Origin of the sequence: Nitrincola sp., from assembly GCF_048264025.1 — a bacterium.
Lineage (GTDB): Bacteria > Pseudomonadota > Gammaproteobacteria > Pseudomonadales > Balneatricaceae > Nitrincola.
Genome location: NZ_JBLXDN010000057.1, coordinates 1 through 14307, shown reverse-complemented (window position 1 = coordinate 14307; position 14307 = coordinate 1). Strand labels below are relative to the sequence as shown.

28 protein-coding genes and 1 pseudogene are annotated in these 14307 nt (G+C 49.6%); all 29 read right to left on the bottom strand.

What is annotated here, in order from left to right:
- Window positions 1–233: 233 nt before the first annotated feature.
- Entirely contained in the window at window positions 234–629 is a 396-nt protein-coding gene (gene rplQ, locus ACN0R1_RS20270) for a 50S ribosomal protein L17 (protein WP_151053294.1), read from the bottom strand.
- Between the two features lie 39 nt (window positions 630–668).
- Window positions 669–1673 (bottom strand): DNA-directed RNA polymerase subunit alpha, encoded by a 1005-nt coding sequence (locus ACN0R1_RS20265; protein ID WP_417585976.1) that lies wholly within the window; start codon window positions 1671–1673, stop codon window positions 669–671.
- Window positions 1674–1699: 26 nt separating this feature from the next.
- The gene (gene rpsD / locus ACN0R1_RS20260) at window positions 1700–2320 is read right to left on the bottom strand and encodes a 30S ribosomal protein S4 (protein ID WP_417585975.1); all 621 of its coding nucleotides are present in this window, start codon (window positions 2318–2320) and stop codon (window positions 1700–1702) included.
- A gap of 15 nt (window positions 2321–2335) precedes the next feature.
- The gene (gene rpsK, locus ACN0R1_RS20255) at window positions 2336–2725 is read right to left on the bottom strand and encodes a 30S ribosomal protein S11 (RefSeq protein ID WP_036524450.1); all 390 of its coding nucleotides are present in this window, start codon (window positions 2723–2725) and stop codon (window positions 2336–2338) included.
- A 19-nt stretch (window positions 2726–2744) separates the two neighbouring features.
- On the bottom strand, window positions 2745–3101 hold the full coding sequence (gene rpsM, locus ACN0R1_RS20250) for a 30S ribosomal protein S13 (protein ID WP_036524444.1): 357 nt from the start codon (window positions 3099–3101) through the stop codon (window positions 2745–2747).
- A 130-nt stretch (window positions 3102–3231) separates the two neighbouring features.
- Entirely contained in the window at window positions 3232–3348 is a 117-nt protein-coding gene (rpmJ, locus tag ACN0R1_RS20245; protein WP_007021200.1) for a 50S ribosomal protein L36, read from the bottom strand.
- 18 nt (window positions 3349–3366) lie between these two features.
- Complete coding sequence (gene secY / locus ACN0R1_RS20240; protein WP_417585974.1) at window positions 3367–4689, bottom strand: preprotein translocase subunit SecY; 1323 nt, start codon at window positions 4687–4689, stop codon at window positions 3367–3369.
- Window positions 4690–5124: a 50S ribosomal protein L15 gene (rplO, locus tag ACN0R1_RS20235; protein WP_417585973.1), complete on the bottom strand. Its 435-nt coding sequence runs from the start codon at window positions 5122–5124 to the stop codon at window positions 4690–4692.
- Window positions 5125–5137: 13 nt separating this feature from the next.
- On the bottom strand, window positions 5138–5320 hold the full coding sequence (rpmD, locus tag ACN0R1_RS20230) for a 50S ribosomal protein L30 (RefSeq protein WP_417585972.1): 183 nt from the start codon (window positions 5318–5320) through the stop codon (window positions 5138–5140).
- Window positions 5321–5323: 3 nt separating this feature from the next.
- Window positions 5324–5827, bottom strand: coding sequence for a 30S ribosomal protein S5 (gene rpsE / locus ACN0R1_RS20225; protein ID WP_417585971.1), 504 nt, complete (start codon window positions 5825–5827; stop codon window positions 5324–5326).
- An 11-nt stretch (window positions 5828–5838) separates the two neighbouring features.
- Window positions 5839–6189, bottom strand: a complete 351-nt coding sequence (gene rplR, locus ACN0R1_RS20220) for a 50S ribosomal protein L18 (protein ID WP_151053289.1) — start codon at window positions 6187–6189, stop codon at window positions 5839–5841.
- A 9-nt stretch (window positions 6190–6198) separates the two neighbouring features.
- Window positions 6199–6732, bottom strand: a complete 534-nt coding sequence (gene rplF, locus ACN0R1_RS20215; RefSeq protein ID WP_417585970.1) for a 50S ribosomal protein L6 — start codon at window positions 6730–6732, stop codon at window positions 6199–6201.
- 11 nt (window positions 6733–6743) lie between these two features.
- Window positions 6744–7136, bottom strand: coding sequence for a 30S ribosomal protein S8 (gene rpsH, locus ACN0R1_RS20210; RefSeq protein ID WP_417585969.1), 393 nt, complete (start codon window positions 7134–7136; stop codon window positions 6744–6746).
- A gap of 82 nt (window positions 7137–7218) precedes the next feature.
- Window positions 7219–7524, bottom strand: a complete 306-nt coding sequence (gene rpsN / locus ACN0R1_RS20205; protein ID WP_417585968.1) for a 30S ribosomal protein S14 — start codon at window positions 7522–7524, stop codon at window positions 7219–7221.
- Window positions 7525–7538: 14 nt separating this feature from the next.
- Window positions 7539–8078 carry a 50S ribosomal protein L5 gene (gene rplE / locus ACN0R1_RS20200; protein ID WP_036524430.1) on the bottom strand — a complete coding sequence of 180 codons (540 nt, stop codon included), beginning with the start codon at window positions 8076–8078 and terminating at the stop codon, window positions 7539–7541.
- Between the two features lie 14 nt (window positions 8079–8092).
- A complete protein-coding gene (rplX, locus tag ACN0R1_RS20195) occupies window positions 8093–8416 on the bottom strand; it encodes a 50S ribosomal protein L24 (protein WP_036524428.1) in 324 nt (107 codons plus the stop codon).
- Window positions 8417–8519: 103 nt separating this feature from the next.
- On the bottom strand, window positions 8520–8888 hold the full coding sequence (rplN, locus tag ACN0R1_RS20190) for a 50S ribosomal protein L14 (RefSeq protein ID WP_151671283.1): 369 nt from the start codon (window positions 8886–8888) through the stop codon (window positions 8520–8522).
- Between the two features lie 71 nt (window positions 8889–8959).
- Complete coding sequence (gene rpsQ, locus ACN0R1_RS20185) at window positions 8960–9256, bottom strand: 30S ribosomal protein S17 (protein ID WP_417585967.1); 297 nt, start codon at window positions 9254–9256, stop codon at window positions 8960–8962.
- A complete protein-coding gene (gene rpmC, locus ACN0R1_RS20180; protein ID WP_036524423.1) occupies window positions 9257–9448 on the bottom strand; it encodes a 50S ribosomal protein L29 in 192 nt (63 codons plus the stop codon).
- Entirely contained in the window at window positions 9448–9861 is a 414-nt protein-coding gene (rplP, locus tag ACN0R1_RS20175; RefSeq protein ID WP_036524414.1) for a 50S ribosomal protein L16, read from the bottom strand. The genes rpmC and rplP overlap by 1 nt, the downstream gene beginning before the upstream one ends.
- A gap of 11 nt (window positions 9862–9872) precedes the next feature.
- Window positions 9873–10556, bottom strand: a complete 684-nt coding sequence (gene rpsC / locus ACN0R1_RS20170; RefSeq protein WP_151053282.1) for a 30S ribosomal protein S3 — start codon at window positions 10554–10556, stop codon at window positions 9873–9875.
- A 26-nt stretch (window positions 10557–10582) separates the two neighbouring features.
- Entirely contained in the window at window positions 10583–10912 is a 330-nt protein-coding gene (rplV, locus tag ACN0R1_RS20165) for a 50S ribosomal protein L22 (protein WP_036524462.1), read from the bottom strand.
- A gap of 13 nt (window positions 10913–10925) precedes the next feature.
- A complete protein-coding gene (gene rpsS / locus ACN0R1_RS20160) occupies window positions 10926–11204 on the bottom strand; it encodes a 30S ribosomal protein S19 (protein ID WP_036524409.1) in 279 nt (92 codons plus the stop codon).
- A gap of 12 nt (window positions 11205–11216) precedes the next feature.
- Entirely contained in the window at window positions 11217–12044 is an 828-nt protein-coding gene (gene rplB / locus ACN0R1_RS20155; RefSeq protein ID WP_417585966.1) for a 50S ribosomal protein L2, read from the bottom strand.
- 14 nt (window positions 12045–12058) lie between these two features.
- Window positions 12059–12355, bottom strand: a complete 297-nt coding sequence (rplW, locus tag ACN0R1_RS20150) for a 50S ribosomal protein L23 (RefSeq protein WP_036524402.1) — start codon at window positions 12353–12355, stop codon at window positions 12059–12061.
- Complete coding sequence (rplD, locus tag ACN0R1_RS20145; RefSeq protein ID WP_036524399.1) at window positions 12352–12957, bottom strand: 50S ribosomal protein L4; 606 nt, start codon at window positions 12955–12957, stop codon at window positions 12352–12354. The genes rplW and rplD overlap by 4 nt, the downstream gene beginning before the upstream one ends.
- Before the next feature lie 10 nt (window positions 12958–12967).
- Window positions 12968–13606, bottom strand: coding sequence for a 50S ribosomal protein L3 (gene rplC, locus ACN0R1_RS20140; RefSeq protein WP_417585965.1), 639 nt, complete (start codon window positions 13604–13606; stop codon window positions 12968–12970).
- Between the two features lie 111 nt (window positions 13607–13717).
- A complete protein-coding gene (gene rpsJ / locus ACN0R1_RS20135; RefSeq protein ID WP_151053279.1) occupies window positions 13718–14029 on the bottom strand; it encodes a 30S ribosomal protein S10 in 312 nt (103 codons plus the stop codon).
- A gap of 201 nt (window positions 14030–14230) precedes the next feature.
- A pseudogene (locus ACN0R1_RS20130) lies at window positions 14231–14307 on the bottom strand (elongation factor Tu); the annotation flags it as partial.

Here is a 14307-nt window from a genome sequence, read left to right as displayed (position 1 = left end):
TCAGATGCCGGTTTGCTTTCTCTACAGATTAAGCATGGCACATTGTTAGGGGGGCGGGTCCATCTTATTTCCTACAGCTCACGCCTACAATATCGCCCTCCTTGTGGGAGCTCGTGCTTACAAAATCGCCCGCAGAGCGGGCTCCTACTGTGGGAGCTCGCTCCGCGAGCGAATAATACCTCTGCAAACAAAAAACCCGGCATTAGCCGGGTTTTTTAATGCTTAAAGCTGAATTAATCTTCGCTGCTATCTTCAACTGCTACAGAAGAAGCGGGACGATCAACCAACTCTACATAAGCCATAGGTGCATTATCACCGCTACGGAAACCACATTTCAGAATACGAATGTAGCCACCTGGACGGTTAGCATAACGCGGGCCTAACTCACCAAACAATTTACCTACAGCCGCATCACTGCGCGTACGGGAAAATGCCAGGCGACGGTTAGCCACGCTGTCAATTTTAGCCAATGTAATAAGCGGCTCAGCCACACGGCGAAGTTCTTTAGCTTTTGGCAAAGTAGTCTTGATCAGTTCGTGTTCGAACAAAGACACAGCCATATTCTTGAACATCGCTTTGCGGTGAGCACTTGTACGATTTAAGTGTCGACCTGATTTACGATGACGCATTTTTCAAAATCCTTAACAACTTAGTGTCAGAAGGCTAACTCAGGATGCCGCTTTTTCGTCATTTTTGAGGCTGGCTGGTGGCCAGTTCTCTAGACGCATACCAAGTGACAGCCCTTTAGAGGCCAGTACATCCTTGATTTCCGTCAGCGACTTCTTACCCAGGTTAGGAGTCTTCAACAGTTCAACTTCGGTGCGCTGAATCAGGTCACCGATATAGTAGATCTGTTCTGCTTTAAGACAGTTTGCCGAGCGCACTGTCAGTTCAAGATCATCAACCGGACGCAACAGAACAGGATCGATCTCAGGATCGTCTGCTTCTGTACGCGACTGCTGGCTGGCATCTTTAAGATCCACGAAGACAGACAACTGTTCATGAAGAATGGTAGCCGCACGGCGGATACACTCTTCAGGGTCGATAGTCCCGTTAGATTCAATATCAATTATCAGCTTATCAAGGTCGGTACGCTGTTCAACACGCGCACTTTCTACCTGATAGGACACGCGTAGTACCGGGCTGTAACTGGCATCCAGCAACAGGCGTCCGATAGTACGATTTTCATCCTCATCAAGCATACGTGAGTCAGCCGGAACATATCCACGACCACGTGTGACCTTGAGTTGAATATTCAGGCTGTTATTACCGTTGAGATGTGCAATCACGTGATCGGGATTTACAATCTCAACATCCTGTGTCAGCTGAATATCAGCTGCCGTTACTACGCCTGCTACAGATTTGCTCAGTGTCAGAGTCGCTTCATCTGCATTATGCAGCGTGAAAGCAATCCCTTTAAGATTCAGGAGGATCTCAATGACATCCTCCTGAACACCTTCAATGCTGCTGTATTCATGCAGTACGCCGTCGATTTCGACTTCGCTAACAGCACAACCAGGCATTGAAGAGAGCAAAATACGGCGCAGCGCATTGCCAAGGGTATGTCCGAAACCGCGTTCAAGCGGCTCCAGAGTTACTTTGGCGCGAGTTTTGCTGATTTCCTGTACGTCAATATGACGTGGACTAAGAAACTCGTTTACAGAACGCTGCATAGTATCACCAGTCAAGAGTTCAAGAATTACTTCGAGTAAAGCTCGACGATCAAATGTTCGTTGATGTCCTGAGCCAGTTCACTGCGCTCTGGAAGTGCTTTAAATTCACCTTCCATTTTCGCAGAGTCGACTTCAATCCACTCAACAGGAGCACGCTGACCAGCCAGATCCAGTGCGTGTTTGATGCGCAACTGAGATTTGGATTTTTCACGTACTGCAATTTTGTCGCCAACGCTAACCTGGAACGACGGGATGTTAACAACCTGTCCATTCACAGTAATCTGACGGTGAGATACCACCTGACGTGCTTCAGCACGTGTAGAGCCGAAGCCCATGCGGTAAACAACATTGTCCAGACGACCTTCAAGAAGCTGCAACAGGACTTCACCTGTAGCACCCTTACGACGGGCGGCTTCTTTGTAATATCCACGGAACTGACGTTCCAGTACACCGTAAGTACGACGTACTTTTTGTTTTTCACGAAGCTGTAGACCGTACTCTGAGAGACGACCACGGCGTGCACCATGCACACCAGGAACAACTTCTGCTTTGCACTTACTGTCCAGCGCGCGAACACCACTCTTCAAAAAGAGATCTGTGCCTTCGCGACGTGACAGTTTGCACGTTGGTCCAAGATAACGAGCCATTATACCGTCTCCTGATTAAACACGACGTTTCTTCGGTGGACGACATCCGTTATGCGGGATAGGCGTCACATCAGTGATATTTGTAATTTTGTAGCCACAGCCGTTCAAAGCACGAACTGCAGACTCACGACCGGGACCCGGTCCTTTTACAAACACGTCGAGGTTTTTAAGTCCGTACTCCAGGGCTGCCGTACCGGCACGCTCTGCAGCAACCTGTGCTGCGAAAGGCGTGCTCTTACGTGAGCCGCGGAAACCAGAACCACCAGAAGTCGCCCAGGAAAGTGCATTTCCCTGACGATCGGTAATGGTGACAATTGTGTTGTTAAAAGAGGCATGGATGTGCGCTAGCCCATCCGCTACCTGCTTTTTAACCTTTTTACGTGTGCGATTACCTGGCTTAGCCATATTCGGGAATTCCTATCGCTTACTTACGGATCGGCTTACGCGGCCCTTTACGAGTACGCGCATTCGTTTTGCTGCGTTGACCACGAACCGGTAGGTTACGACGGTGACGCAGACCACGGTAACAACCAAGATCCATCAGACGCTTGATGTTCATATTGACTTCACGACGAAGATCACCTTCGACAGTCAACTTAGTAATTTCACCACGAACATTATCGAGCTGCTCTTCAGACAGCTCACCGATCTTGACCGTTGGCACAATGCCTACTGCAGCACAGATCTGCTGAGCAGTAGTGCGGCCAATCCCATAAATGTAGGTCAGAGAAATTACCGCATGCTTATGGTCAGGAATATTGACGCCAGCTATACGGGCCATTCAATCTACTCCATATTAAGGCTCTGCTTCACGCAGAGACAAATCATTCATCGTTCGTGGAAGGCGCGCAATTCTACAACCTGATCAAAAATAAATCAAGTCGGGCGCCTCCACGGCTTTTATTTTGTGGTTAACCCTGGCGCTGTTTGTGACGGGGTTCCACTTTACAGATCACGCGCACGGAACCGTTGCGACGTACGATCTTGCAATTACGGCAAATCTTTTTAACAGACGCGCGTACTTTCATGATCCACCTCTAACAGGTTTAACGCAGTGAACCTGCGCCACCTTTAAGATTCGATTTTTTCATAAGTGATTCATATTGATGGGACATAAGATGCGACTGCACCTGCGCCATGAAATCCATCACAACCACCACAACTATCAACAAGGATGTACCACCGAAGTAGAACGGTATGTTCCACGCCACAACCAGAAACTGTGGCATCAGTGATACAGCTGTTATGTAGAGCGCGCCAAACAATGTCAGTCGCGACAGTACAGTATCGATATAGCGGGCAGATTGCTCACCGGGTCTGATTCCGGGGATGAATGCACCAGACTTTTTCAGGTTATCTGCCACTTCGCGCGGATTAAACATAAGAGCCGTATAGAAGTAACAGAAGAACACAATTGCAATGCCAAACAGCAGGATGTGCAGCGGTTGACCCGGACCTAACGCCAGAGCCATGTCCTGCAGCCAATCCAAGCCTTCGCTCTGTCCAAACCACTGCCCCATGGAAGCAGGGAACAGCAGAATACTGGAAGCAAAGATTGGCGGAATAACACCTGCCATATTTACTTTCAGTGGCAGATGACTGCTTTGTGCTGCATAAACACGGCGACCTTGCTGACGTTTGGCATAGTTAATGGTGATACGGCGTTGGCCGCGCTCCATAAACACTACAAACGCCACAGTCGCCATAGCCAGCACAGCGATCAACAGCAGAGCCAGGATATTCAGATCCCCTTGGCGTGCAGACTCGAAAGACTGCCCGATTGCACCAGGTAGACCTGCAACAATACCGGAAAAGATCAGAATGGATATACCATTACCGATTCCACGTTCTGTTACCTGCTCGCCCAACCACATCAGGAAAACCGCACCCGCAACAAAGGTTACGACCGCGACAAAGTAGAAACTGGCATCAGCAGCAAACGCCACACCCTGACTCGCAAGGCCGACTGACATACCAAATGCCTGGATCGTCGCTAATACAACCGTACCATACCGCGTGTACTGATTGATTTTACGACGCCCTGATTCTCCTTCCTTCTTCAGCTGCTCCAGATGTGGACTCACCGCCGTCATCAACTGCATTATGATCGATGCAGATATGTACGGCATAACACCCAGCGCAAGAATACTCATACGCTCGAGTGCACCACCTGAAAACATGTTGAACAAGCTCAGGATTGTGCCCTGATTTTGTTCGAACAGAGCAGCAAGCCGATCAGGGTTAATACCAGGTACCGGAATATGAGCCCCGATACGGTATACAATGATCGCTATCAGAACGAAACGCAGACGAGCCCAGAGCTCGCCCAGTCCGTTTTGTCTTGCCGGTGTTTGTCCTAGCTTAGCCATTTACGCCTCGACTTTACCGCCAGCAGCTTCAATCGCCGCCTGAGCACCTTTGGTCACTTTAAGACCTTTAACAGTGACAGGCTTCGTGATTTCACCTGACAGGATTACACGCGCAACTTTGATTTCATCGCGAATGATGTCAGCATTTTTTAACGCTTCGAGATCAACCACGTCAGCGGTGATTTTACCGATTTCATTCAAACGAATCTCGGCAACATAACGCGACTTACGTGATGTGAAACCAAATTTTGGCAGACGACGCTGGATAGGCATCTGACCACCTTCAAAACCTGGATTCACGCTTCCGCCGGAGCGGGATTTAAGACCCTTGTGACCACGGCCACAAGTTTTACCCAGACCGGAGCCGATACCACGACCAACACGCTTAGGAGCATGTTTGGAACCAGCACCCGGGCGCAATGTATTCAGACGCATTGGGTCACTCCTTTCATTCACCAACTACATGAACCATGTAGTTGACTTTATTGATCATACCGCGCACTGCAGGAGTGTCTTCCACTTCTACAACGTGACCTATACGGCGCAGCCCGAGACCCTTCACACACAGCTTATGATTCGGCAGCGTGCCGATTGTGCTGCGAGTCAGGGTAACTTTAATAGTGTTAGCCATCGTTTAGTTCCCCAGGATCTCTTCAACGGTTTTACCACGTTTTGCTGCAACGTCATCAGGTGACTTCATAGAAGACAGCCCTTTAACAGTTGCACGCACCACGTTTACCGGGTTAGTAGAACCATAACATTTAGCCAGTACGTTCTGTACACCAGCCAATTCCAGTACCGCACGCATCGCACCACCGGCAATGATACCGGTACCTTCAGATGCTGGCTGCATGTATACGCGAGACGCGCCATGCTGTGCCTTAACAGGGTACTGCAGAGTGTGTGCATTCAGTGACACGCTGACCATGTTACGACGCGCTTGTTCCATTGCCTTTTGAATTGCAACAGGGACTTCGCGAGCCTTACCGCGGCCGAAACCGATGCGGCCATTGCCATCACCGACCACTGTTAGTGCTGTGAAACCGAAGATACGGCCACCTTTCACAACTTTGGCGACACGGTTTACCTGGACCAGTCTCTCCTGGAGTTCACCGTCTTTCTGTTCGTGATTTGCCATATTAGAAACCTTTAGAATTCCAGTCCGCCTTCGCGGGCCGCATCAGCCAGAGCCTGGACTCTGCCATGATATTTATAACCGGAGCGATCAAACGCTACCTGCGAAACACCCGCTGCTTTGGCACGATCTGCGATCAGTGCACCCACTTTCTTGGCGGCTTCAACATTACCGGTTACACCCGCACGCAGGTCCTTCTCAACAGTTGATGCAGAGGCAAGAACAGTTGAGCCGTCAGCGGAAATAATCTGCGCATAGATATGACGTGGTGTGCGATTAACACACAAGCGTACTGCGCCCAGTTCACGCATTTTAAGGCGAGAGCGGCGCGCACGACGAATTCGAGCTACATTTTTTTCGTTCATGACCCAGCCTTACTTCTTCTTAGCCTCTTTGCGGCGTACATACTCATCCACATAACGAACCCCTTTACCCTTGTAAGGCTCAGGCGGACGGAAAGCGCGTATTTCAGCAGCGACCTGACCAACCTGTTGCTTGTCAGCACCAGACAGAATAATAGTTGTGTTATTTGGAGTTTCAGCCGTTACGCCGGCAGGCAGTTGGTAATCGATCGGGTGTGAAAAACCCAGTGTCAGGTTAACTACGTCGCCTTTAACGGCGGCACGGTAACCAACACCGATCAGCTGCATGGTTTTCTGAAAACCTGTGCTGACACCTGTGACCATGTTATTGACCAGAGCACGCGTTGTACCGGATAGTGCAATAGACTGTTTGCCGCCATCACGGGCTACAAATACAACTTTGCCTTCATTCAGTTCAACACCCACTGAAGGATGCACTTCCAGACTTAACTGACCGTTGCTACCTTTGACAGCAACTTGCTGCCCCTGGATTTTTACCTCAACACCTGCAGGTACGACAACGGGATTCTTTGCTATACGTGACATCAGAACTCCCCTTAGAATACCGTACAGATGACTTCACCACCGATACCGGCTTGACGAGCAGCGCGATCGGTCATGACACCTTTACTGGTAGAGATAATTGCAACACCCAAGCCGTCAGATACTTTCGGCAGTTTTGCAACATGACGGTAAATACGCAAACTTGGCTTACTTACACGTTTAATCTCTTCAATGACCGGCTTGCCTTCGAAGTATTTCAACTCGATGGTCAGGACCGGCTTGCTATCACCTTCAACACTGTAATCAGTGATGTAGCCTTCCTCTTTTAGCACTTTGGCAATTGCCACTTTGTGCTTTGAAGAAGGCATGGTGACTGCAGGCTTTTCAGCCATATTACCGTTACGGATACGGGTAAACATATCCGCGAGGGTATCTTGCATACTCATGCTTATTTCCTCAGTTGTGCAGCTCAGTGCGGTAGCAGAAACAAACTTCTGCCCTGACCACTGGGCTTACCATTGACAAGCCTTACCAGCTTGCTTTTTTCAGACCAGGTACGTCACCGCGCATGGCGGCTTCGCGCAACTTGATACGTGACAGACCGAACTTACGGTATACACCGTGTGGACGACCTGTAACCTGACAGCGGCGGCGTTGACGAACCGGACTGGCATCACGTGGCAGCTTTTGAAAAGCTACCTGCGCATCCCAACGCTCTTCTTCAGAGCTTTCAGGATTTACAATGAGTGCCTTCAGCTCAGCGCGCTTAACTGCATACTTTGCAGCCAGTTTTTCGCGCTTAGCCTCACGGTTTTTCATAGATACTTTAGCCATTGTTCTACCCCTAATTATTTACGGAACGGGAACTGCAGAGCTTCCAGCAGCGCACGGCCTTCGTCGTTAGACTGGGCTGTAGTGGTGATCGTAATATCCAGACCACGCAGCTTATCAACCTTGTCATAGTCGATTTCTGGGAAAATGATCTGCTCTTTTACGCCCATGCTGTAGTTTCCGCGTCCATCAAATGACTTCGGGTTCAAGCCACGGAAGTCCCTGATACGAGGGATAGAAACATCAACCAGACGATCGAGGAATTCCCACATACGCTCACCGCGCAGGGTAACTTTACAACCGATCGGCCAGCCTTCACGGACTTTAAAGCCCGCAATGGATTTACGTGCCTTGGTGACAACTGGCTTCTGACCTGCAATTGCAATCATATCAGCCACAGCATTTTCCAGCTGTTTTTTGTCGCCCAGAGCTTCACCAACACCCATGTTCAGGGTGATTTTACTTACGCGAGGAACAGCCATGATATTCGGGCTATTCAGCTCTTCTTTCAGCTTCAGCTTCAGTTCGCTTTCGTACAGCGCTTTTAATCTAGACATTGCACCAACCTCTCTTACTTATCGCCAACGACGATTTCGCCGTTAGACTTGTAGAAGCGTACCTTGGTGCCGTCTTCAAGCTTTCTGAAGCCTACACGATCACCTTTGCCGGTAGCAGGATTAAAAATGGCGACATTTGAAACAGCCAGAGCCGCTTCCTTTTCTAATATGCCACCCTGCTGACCTAACATCGGGTTCGGCTTAACATGCTTCTTGATCATGTTGATACCGGATACGATCAGGCGGTCGTCAGACAGTACGCGCATTACTTTGCCACGCTTGCCCTTATCTTTACCTGCGATCACGATGACTTCATCGTCGCGACGAATTTTACGCATTAGTTACCTTCCTTTCCTACTACCCTCTCATGCTCAAAAACGCCAAACCCTTTCGGGGATGGCGTTTTATGAATCAACTTACTCAAAAAGCAGTTAAGTTAACTCAGAGCACTTCAGGCGCCAGGGAAATGATCTTCATGAACTTCTCAGTGCGAAGTTCACGCGTTACTGGGCCGAAGATACGAGTACCGATCGGTGCACCGTTGTTATTCAGCAAAACGGCTGAGTTAACATCGAAACGGATAATGGAACCATCCGGACGACGGACACCTTTACGGGTACGTACTACGACAGCTTTAAGAACCTGACCTTTCTTCACCTTACCACGCGGAATTGCTTCCTTAACGGTGACTTTGATGATATCACCAACACCGGCGTAGCGACGGTGAGAACCGCCCAGGACCTTAATACACATCACGCGCTTGGCACCGCTGTTATCAGCGACATCAAGCATCGATTCAGTTTGAATCATGGTCTACCCCACAAAACTGTTATACCAGCCGTCCAATGACAGCTGGAGTAATGGAGCAAAGGCGCATAAGTTTACACCTCTGCGGCAGGCTCTTCAACTGCCATTAACGCTTTATTTGCCTGTTCTTCAATTTGAACCAGTACCCAGGTCTTGGATTTAGATAAAGGACGTGACTCCTTGATCGTTACCAGATCACCAATACGGCAAACATTATCAGCATCGTGAGCATGCAGTTTGGTGGAGCGACGAACAAACTTACCGTAAATCGGGTGTTTTTCTTTACGCTCTACCAGCACCGTGATGGTTTTATCCATCTTGTCACTGACGACCTTACCGGTCACAGTACGAATACGTTTTTCTGCGCTCATTTATGCACCTGCCTTTTGCTTAAGAACAGTTTTGACGCGAGCAATGTCGCGACGTACCTGGCCTAAAAGGTGATTCTGAGCCAGCTGACCGGTCGCTTTTTGCATGCGCAGATTAAACTGGTCTTTCAGCAGACCTAGCAGCGTCTGCTGAAGCTCTTCTGCAGTTTGTTCGCGCAGTTCAGTCGCTTTCATTACATCACCGTCCGTTTAACTATGGTTGTAGTTACAGGCAGCTTTGCAGCAGCCAGAGCGAAGGCTTCAGATACCAGCTGCTCGCTGACACCGCTGATTTCAAACAGCACCTTACCTGGCTGGATCTGTGCAACCCAGTATTCTACGTTACCCTTACCTTTACCCATACGTACTTCAAGGGGCTTGGTCGTGATCGGTTTGTCCGGGAACACCCGAATCCAGATCTTACCACCACGCTTTACATGACGCGTCATGGTACGACGAGCCGCTTCGATCTGACGCGCTGTAATACGACCGCGACCGGTCGCTTTCAGCGCATACTCACCAAAGCTGACCTTGCTGCCACGCTGTGCCAGGCCGCGGTTACGGCCTTTCATCACCTTGCGGTACTTAAGTCGTTTTGGTTGCAGCATTGACGTTTACCTCACTTAGTTCCTTTCTTCTTGGGAGCGTTCTTCTCGGCACGTACCTGTTCGATACCACCGAGCACTTCACCCTTGAAGACCCAGACTTTAACGCCAATCACACCGTAAGTTGTGTGCGCCTCGTAGGTTGCGTAGTCAATGTCCGCACGCAGTGTATGCAAAGGTACACGACCTTCACGATACCACTCAGTACGCGCAATCTCGGCACCGCCAAGACGACCGCCAACCTGAATTTTGATACCCTTTGCGCCGATACGCATAGAGTTCTGCACCGCACGCTTCATGGCGCGACGGAACATAACACGGCGTTCCAGCTGGCTGGCGACACTTTGCGCTACCAGTTTGGCATCTAGGTCTGGCTTACGAACTTCTTCAATGTTGATGTGCACAGGCACACCCATCATTTCAGAAACCGTAGAACGCAGCACTTCAACATCTTCACCTTTCTTGCCAATCACGATACCGGGACGGGCTGTGTGGATGGTGATTTTAGCGTTCTGAGCCGGACGTTCAATATCTATGCGACTTACAGACGCATTCTTAAGCTTCTGCTCAAGGTAGCTACGCACCTTGAGATCATTCAGCAGCTTAACAGCATAGTCTGACTTGTCAGCGTACCACACCGAAGTGTGGTCTTTGACGATGCCGAGACGTATACCGGTTGGGTTAACTTTCTGACCCATTTCGAAATCTCCTAGCCGTCAGCTTCTTAGTCAGCCACTTTTACAGTGATGTGTGCAGTACGCTTCAGAACTCTGTCTGCGCGACCTTTTGCACGTGGCCGAATGCGTTTCATGGTCATACCTTCGTCAACGAAGATAGCAGAAACGCGCAACTCGTCCACGTCAGCACCTTCGTTATGCTCAGCATTTGCTATAGCGGAGTCGAGCACCTTCTTGACCAGATCAGCACCTTTCTTATTGCTGAACGTCAGGATATCCAGAGCTTCGCCCACAGATTTACCACGGATCTGATCTGCGACCAGACGGGCCTTCTGGGCGGAGATGCGGGCGCCGATATGTTTGGCGACTATTTCCATCATCTATCCTCCCTTACTTCTTCTTGGCCTTCTTGTCGGCTGCATGACCGCGGAATGTACGTGTAGCAGCAAACTCACCTAATTTATGACCGACCATGTCCTCAGTGACAAACACTGGAACGTGCTGGCGGCCGTTATGTACTGCAATTGTCAAACCCACAAAGTTCGGAAAAATTGTGGAACGACGCGACCAGGTTTTGATCGGACGTTTTTCATTTGCTTCAATTGCAGCCTCTACCTTCTTCAACAGGTGAAGGTCGATAAATGGACCTTTCTTCAGTGAACGTGGCACAGCTGTATCCCCTTATTTAGCGCTACGACGGCGTACGATAAGTTTATTGGTACGCTTGTTCTTGCGAGTTTTATGACCTTTAGTCGGGACGCCCCATGGAGTAACCGGATGACGGCCACCCGAGGTACGACCTTCACCACCACCATGGGGGTGATCGACCGGGTTCATTGCTACACCGCGAACTGTCGGGCGCACACCACGCCAGCGTTTAGCACCGGCTTTACCCAGCTGACGCAGGGAATGCTCGGAGTTGCTGACTTCACCCAGTGTGGCGCGACAATCAACAAGCACTTTACGCACTTCACCAGAACGCAAACGCAGAGTGGCATAAGCCCCTTCACGCGCGACCAGCTGTGCAGAAGCACCCGCAGAACGTGCCATCTGAGCGCCTTTTCCAGGCTTCAGTTCGATACAGTGTACGGTACTACCCAGTGGGATATTACGCAGTGTCATGGTGTTGCCGATTTTGATATCAGCTGCTTCACCAGAAACTACTTTAGATCCCGCCTGCAGACCTTTCGGTGCAATGATGTAACGACGCTCACCATCGGCATACATAATCAATGCGATGTGCGCAGTACGGTTAGGATCATACTCAATGCGCTCTACAGTGCCCTGAATACCATCCTTATTACGACGGAAGTCGACGATACGATAATGATGCTTGTGGCCACCACCGATATGACGGGTAGTGATACGACCATTATTGTTACGACCGCCGGTTTTACTTTTCTTTTCGACCAGTGCGGCGAAAGGCTTACCCTTATGCAGGTCAGCGCTGACTACCTTAACGACATGACGACGTCCGGCAGAGGTCGGCTTTGATTTAACGAGTGCCATGATCTAACCCCTTCTTATTCGCCAGCCATGAAATCAATTTCAGAGCCATCAGCCAGACGAACATAGGCCTTACGAACATCATTTCGCTTGCCCAGACCGCGCGCAGTACGCTTGGTCTTGCCCTTGACGTTCAGTACGTTGACACCATCAACTTTTACATTGAATAGCTCTTCAACGGCTCTTTTGATTTCAGGCTTAGTAGCATCTGGTGCAACCCGAAATACGACTTGCTGTGATCCGTCAGCAACAATAGTTGCTTTCTCAGAGATGTGCGGACCCAACAACACTTTAAAAATGCGTTCTGGATTCATGCCAACACCTCATTGATTTTATTCAGAGCAGCAGCAGTAACAACGACCTTATCAAAACCGATCAGACTGACCGGATCGATAGCCGCCACGTCACGCACGTCAACGTGCGGAACATTTCGTGCAGCCAGATACAGATTAACTTCAACTTCTTCAGTGATCACCAGTGCATTGCTGAGCTCAAGCTCTTGCATTTTAGCAATGAACTGTTTGGTCTTAGGCACTTCCATCTGGAAACCTTCAACTACAACCAAACGATCCTGTCGAACCAGCTCAGAAAGGATGCAACGCATGGCAGCGCGATACATCTTCTTGTTTACTTTCTGCGAGAAGTCACGTGGACTTGCAGCGAAAGTAACACCACCGGAGCGCCACAGCGGGGAACGAATGGTTCCTGCACGGGCACGACCTGTTCCTTTCTGACGGAATGGCTTAGCGCCACCGCCGGATACTGCGGAACGATTTTTCTGTGCTTTGGTTCCCTGACGGCCACCTGCCATATAGGCAGTTACCACCTGGTGTACCAGAGACTCATTAAACTCTTTGCCAAATATCAGTTCGGATACTTCGACCGAACCGTTGGCTCCTGTCAGATTTATATTCATGTTAACCCCTTCAGCCGCGTGCTTTTACAGCAGGTTTAACGATGACATCACCGCCGGTTGCGCCAGGAATGGCACCCTTAACCAGCAGTAGGTTACGCTCAGCGTCTACACGCACAACTTCTAGAGTCTGTACTGTGCAACGCTCATCACCCATGTGACCTGCCATCTTTTTGCCCTTGAACACACGCCCCGGAGTCTGACACTGACCTATGGAGCCCGGAGCACGGTGAGAAAGCGAGTTACCGTGTGTCGCATCCTGAGTACGGAAATTCCAGCGCTTAACTCCACCCTGAAAACCCTTACCCTTACTACGACCGGTTACGTCGATTTTCTGACCTGCTTCGAAGCGCTCAACCGTTAGTGAATCACCAACGTTGATTTCTTCATCACCGGAGAGACGGAACTCCCACAAACCGCGACCAGCTTCTACTCCTGCTTTCGCAAAGTTTCCAGCTGCCGGCTTAGTCAGGCGATTAGCCTTCTTAGCGCCGGTTGTCACTTGAATAGCGGCATAACCGTCAGTATCAACAGTTTTGACGCAAGTCACGCGGTTCGGATCCACCTCGATGACAGTGACTGGCACGGACACGCCATCTTCTGTGAAGATACGGGTCATGCCCGCTTTACGTCCGATAAGTCCTACAGACATTTTAATACCTCTTGCCAGTTGAGTACGGGGCTGTAACCCACTATGGCCGCCCATTACAGAGCATTCCTCAAATAGCGCTTCATTAAATGTTATTAATTCTGCGCAGCTTGTTTAGCCCAGGCTGATCTGCACTTCTACACCCGCAGCGAGATCCAGCTTCATCAAAGCATCAACTGTTTTTTCAGTTGGCTCGACGATATCCAGAACACGTTTATGCGTACGGATTTCATATTGATCACGTGCATCTTTGTTCACGTGAGGTGAAATCAGTATGGTAAAACGCTCTTTGCGAGTAGGAAGTGGGATCGGACCATGCACCTGTGCGCCCGTCCGTTTCGCAGTTTCAACAATCTCCTGCGCGGATGAGTCGATCAGGCGATGATCAAAAGCCTTCAGACGAATTCTGATTTTTTGGTTCTGCATTCTGATCACGCATTTCCTGTTAATTTTATTACGGCAATAGCCGACCTCCCCTTACATGAGGGGACGCAAATTATACTTATACCGTGACCTGAGTACAAGCCCATCGGTATAGTTTTTAACCAACCATATTTTCCATGTAAAATACAGCACATCCTGTGCATAAAAAAACCCTCCGTAGAGGGTTTTTAAACTGACTAAATCTTAGTCAAGAATTTTCGCAACAACACCGGCACCCACTGTACGACCGCCTTCACGGATCGCAAAGCGCAGACCTTCTT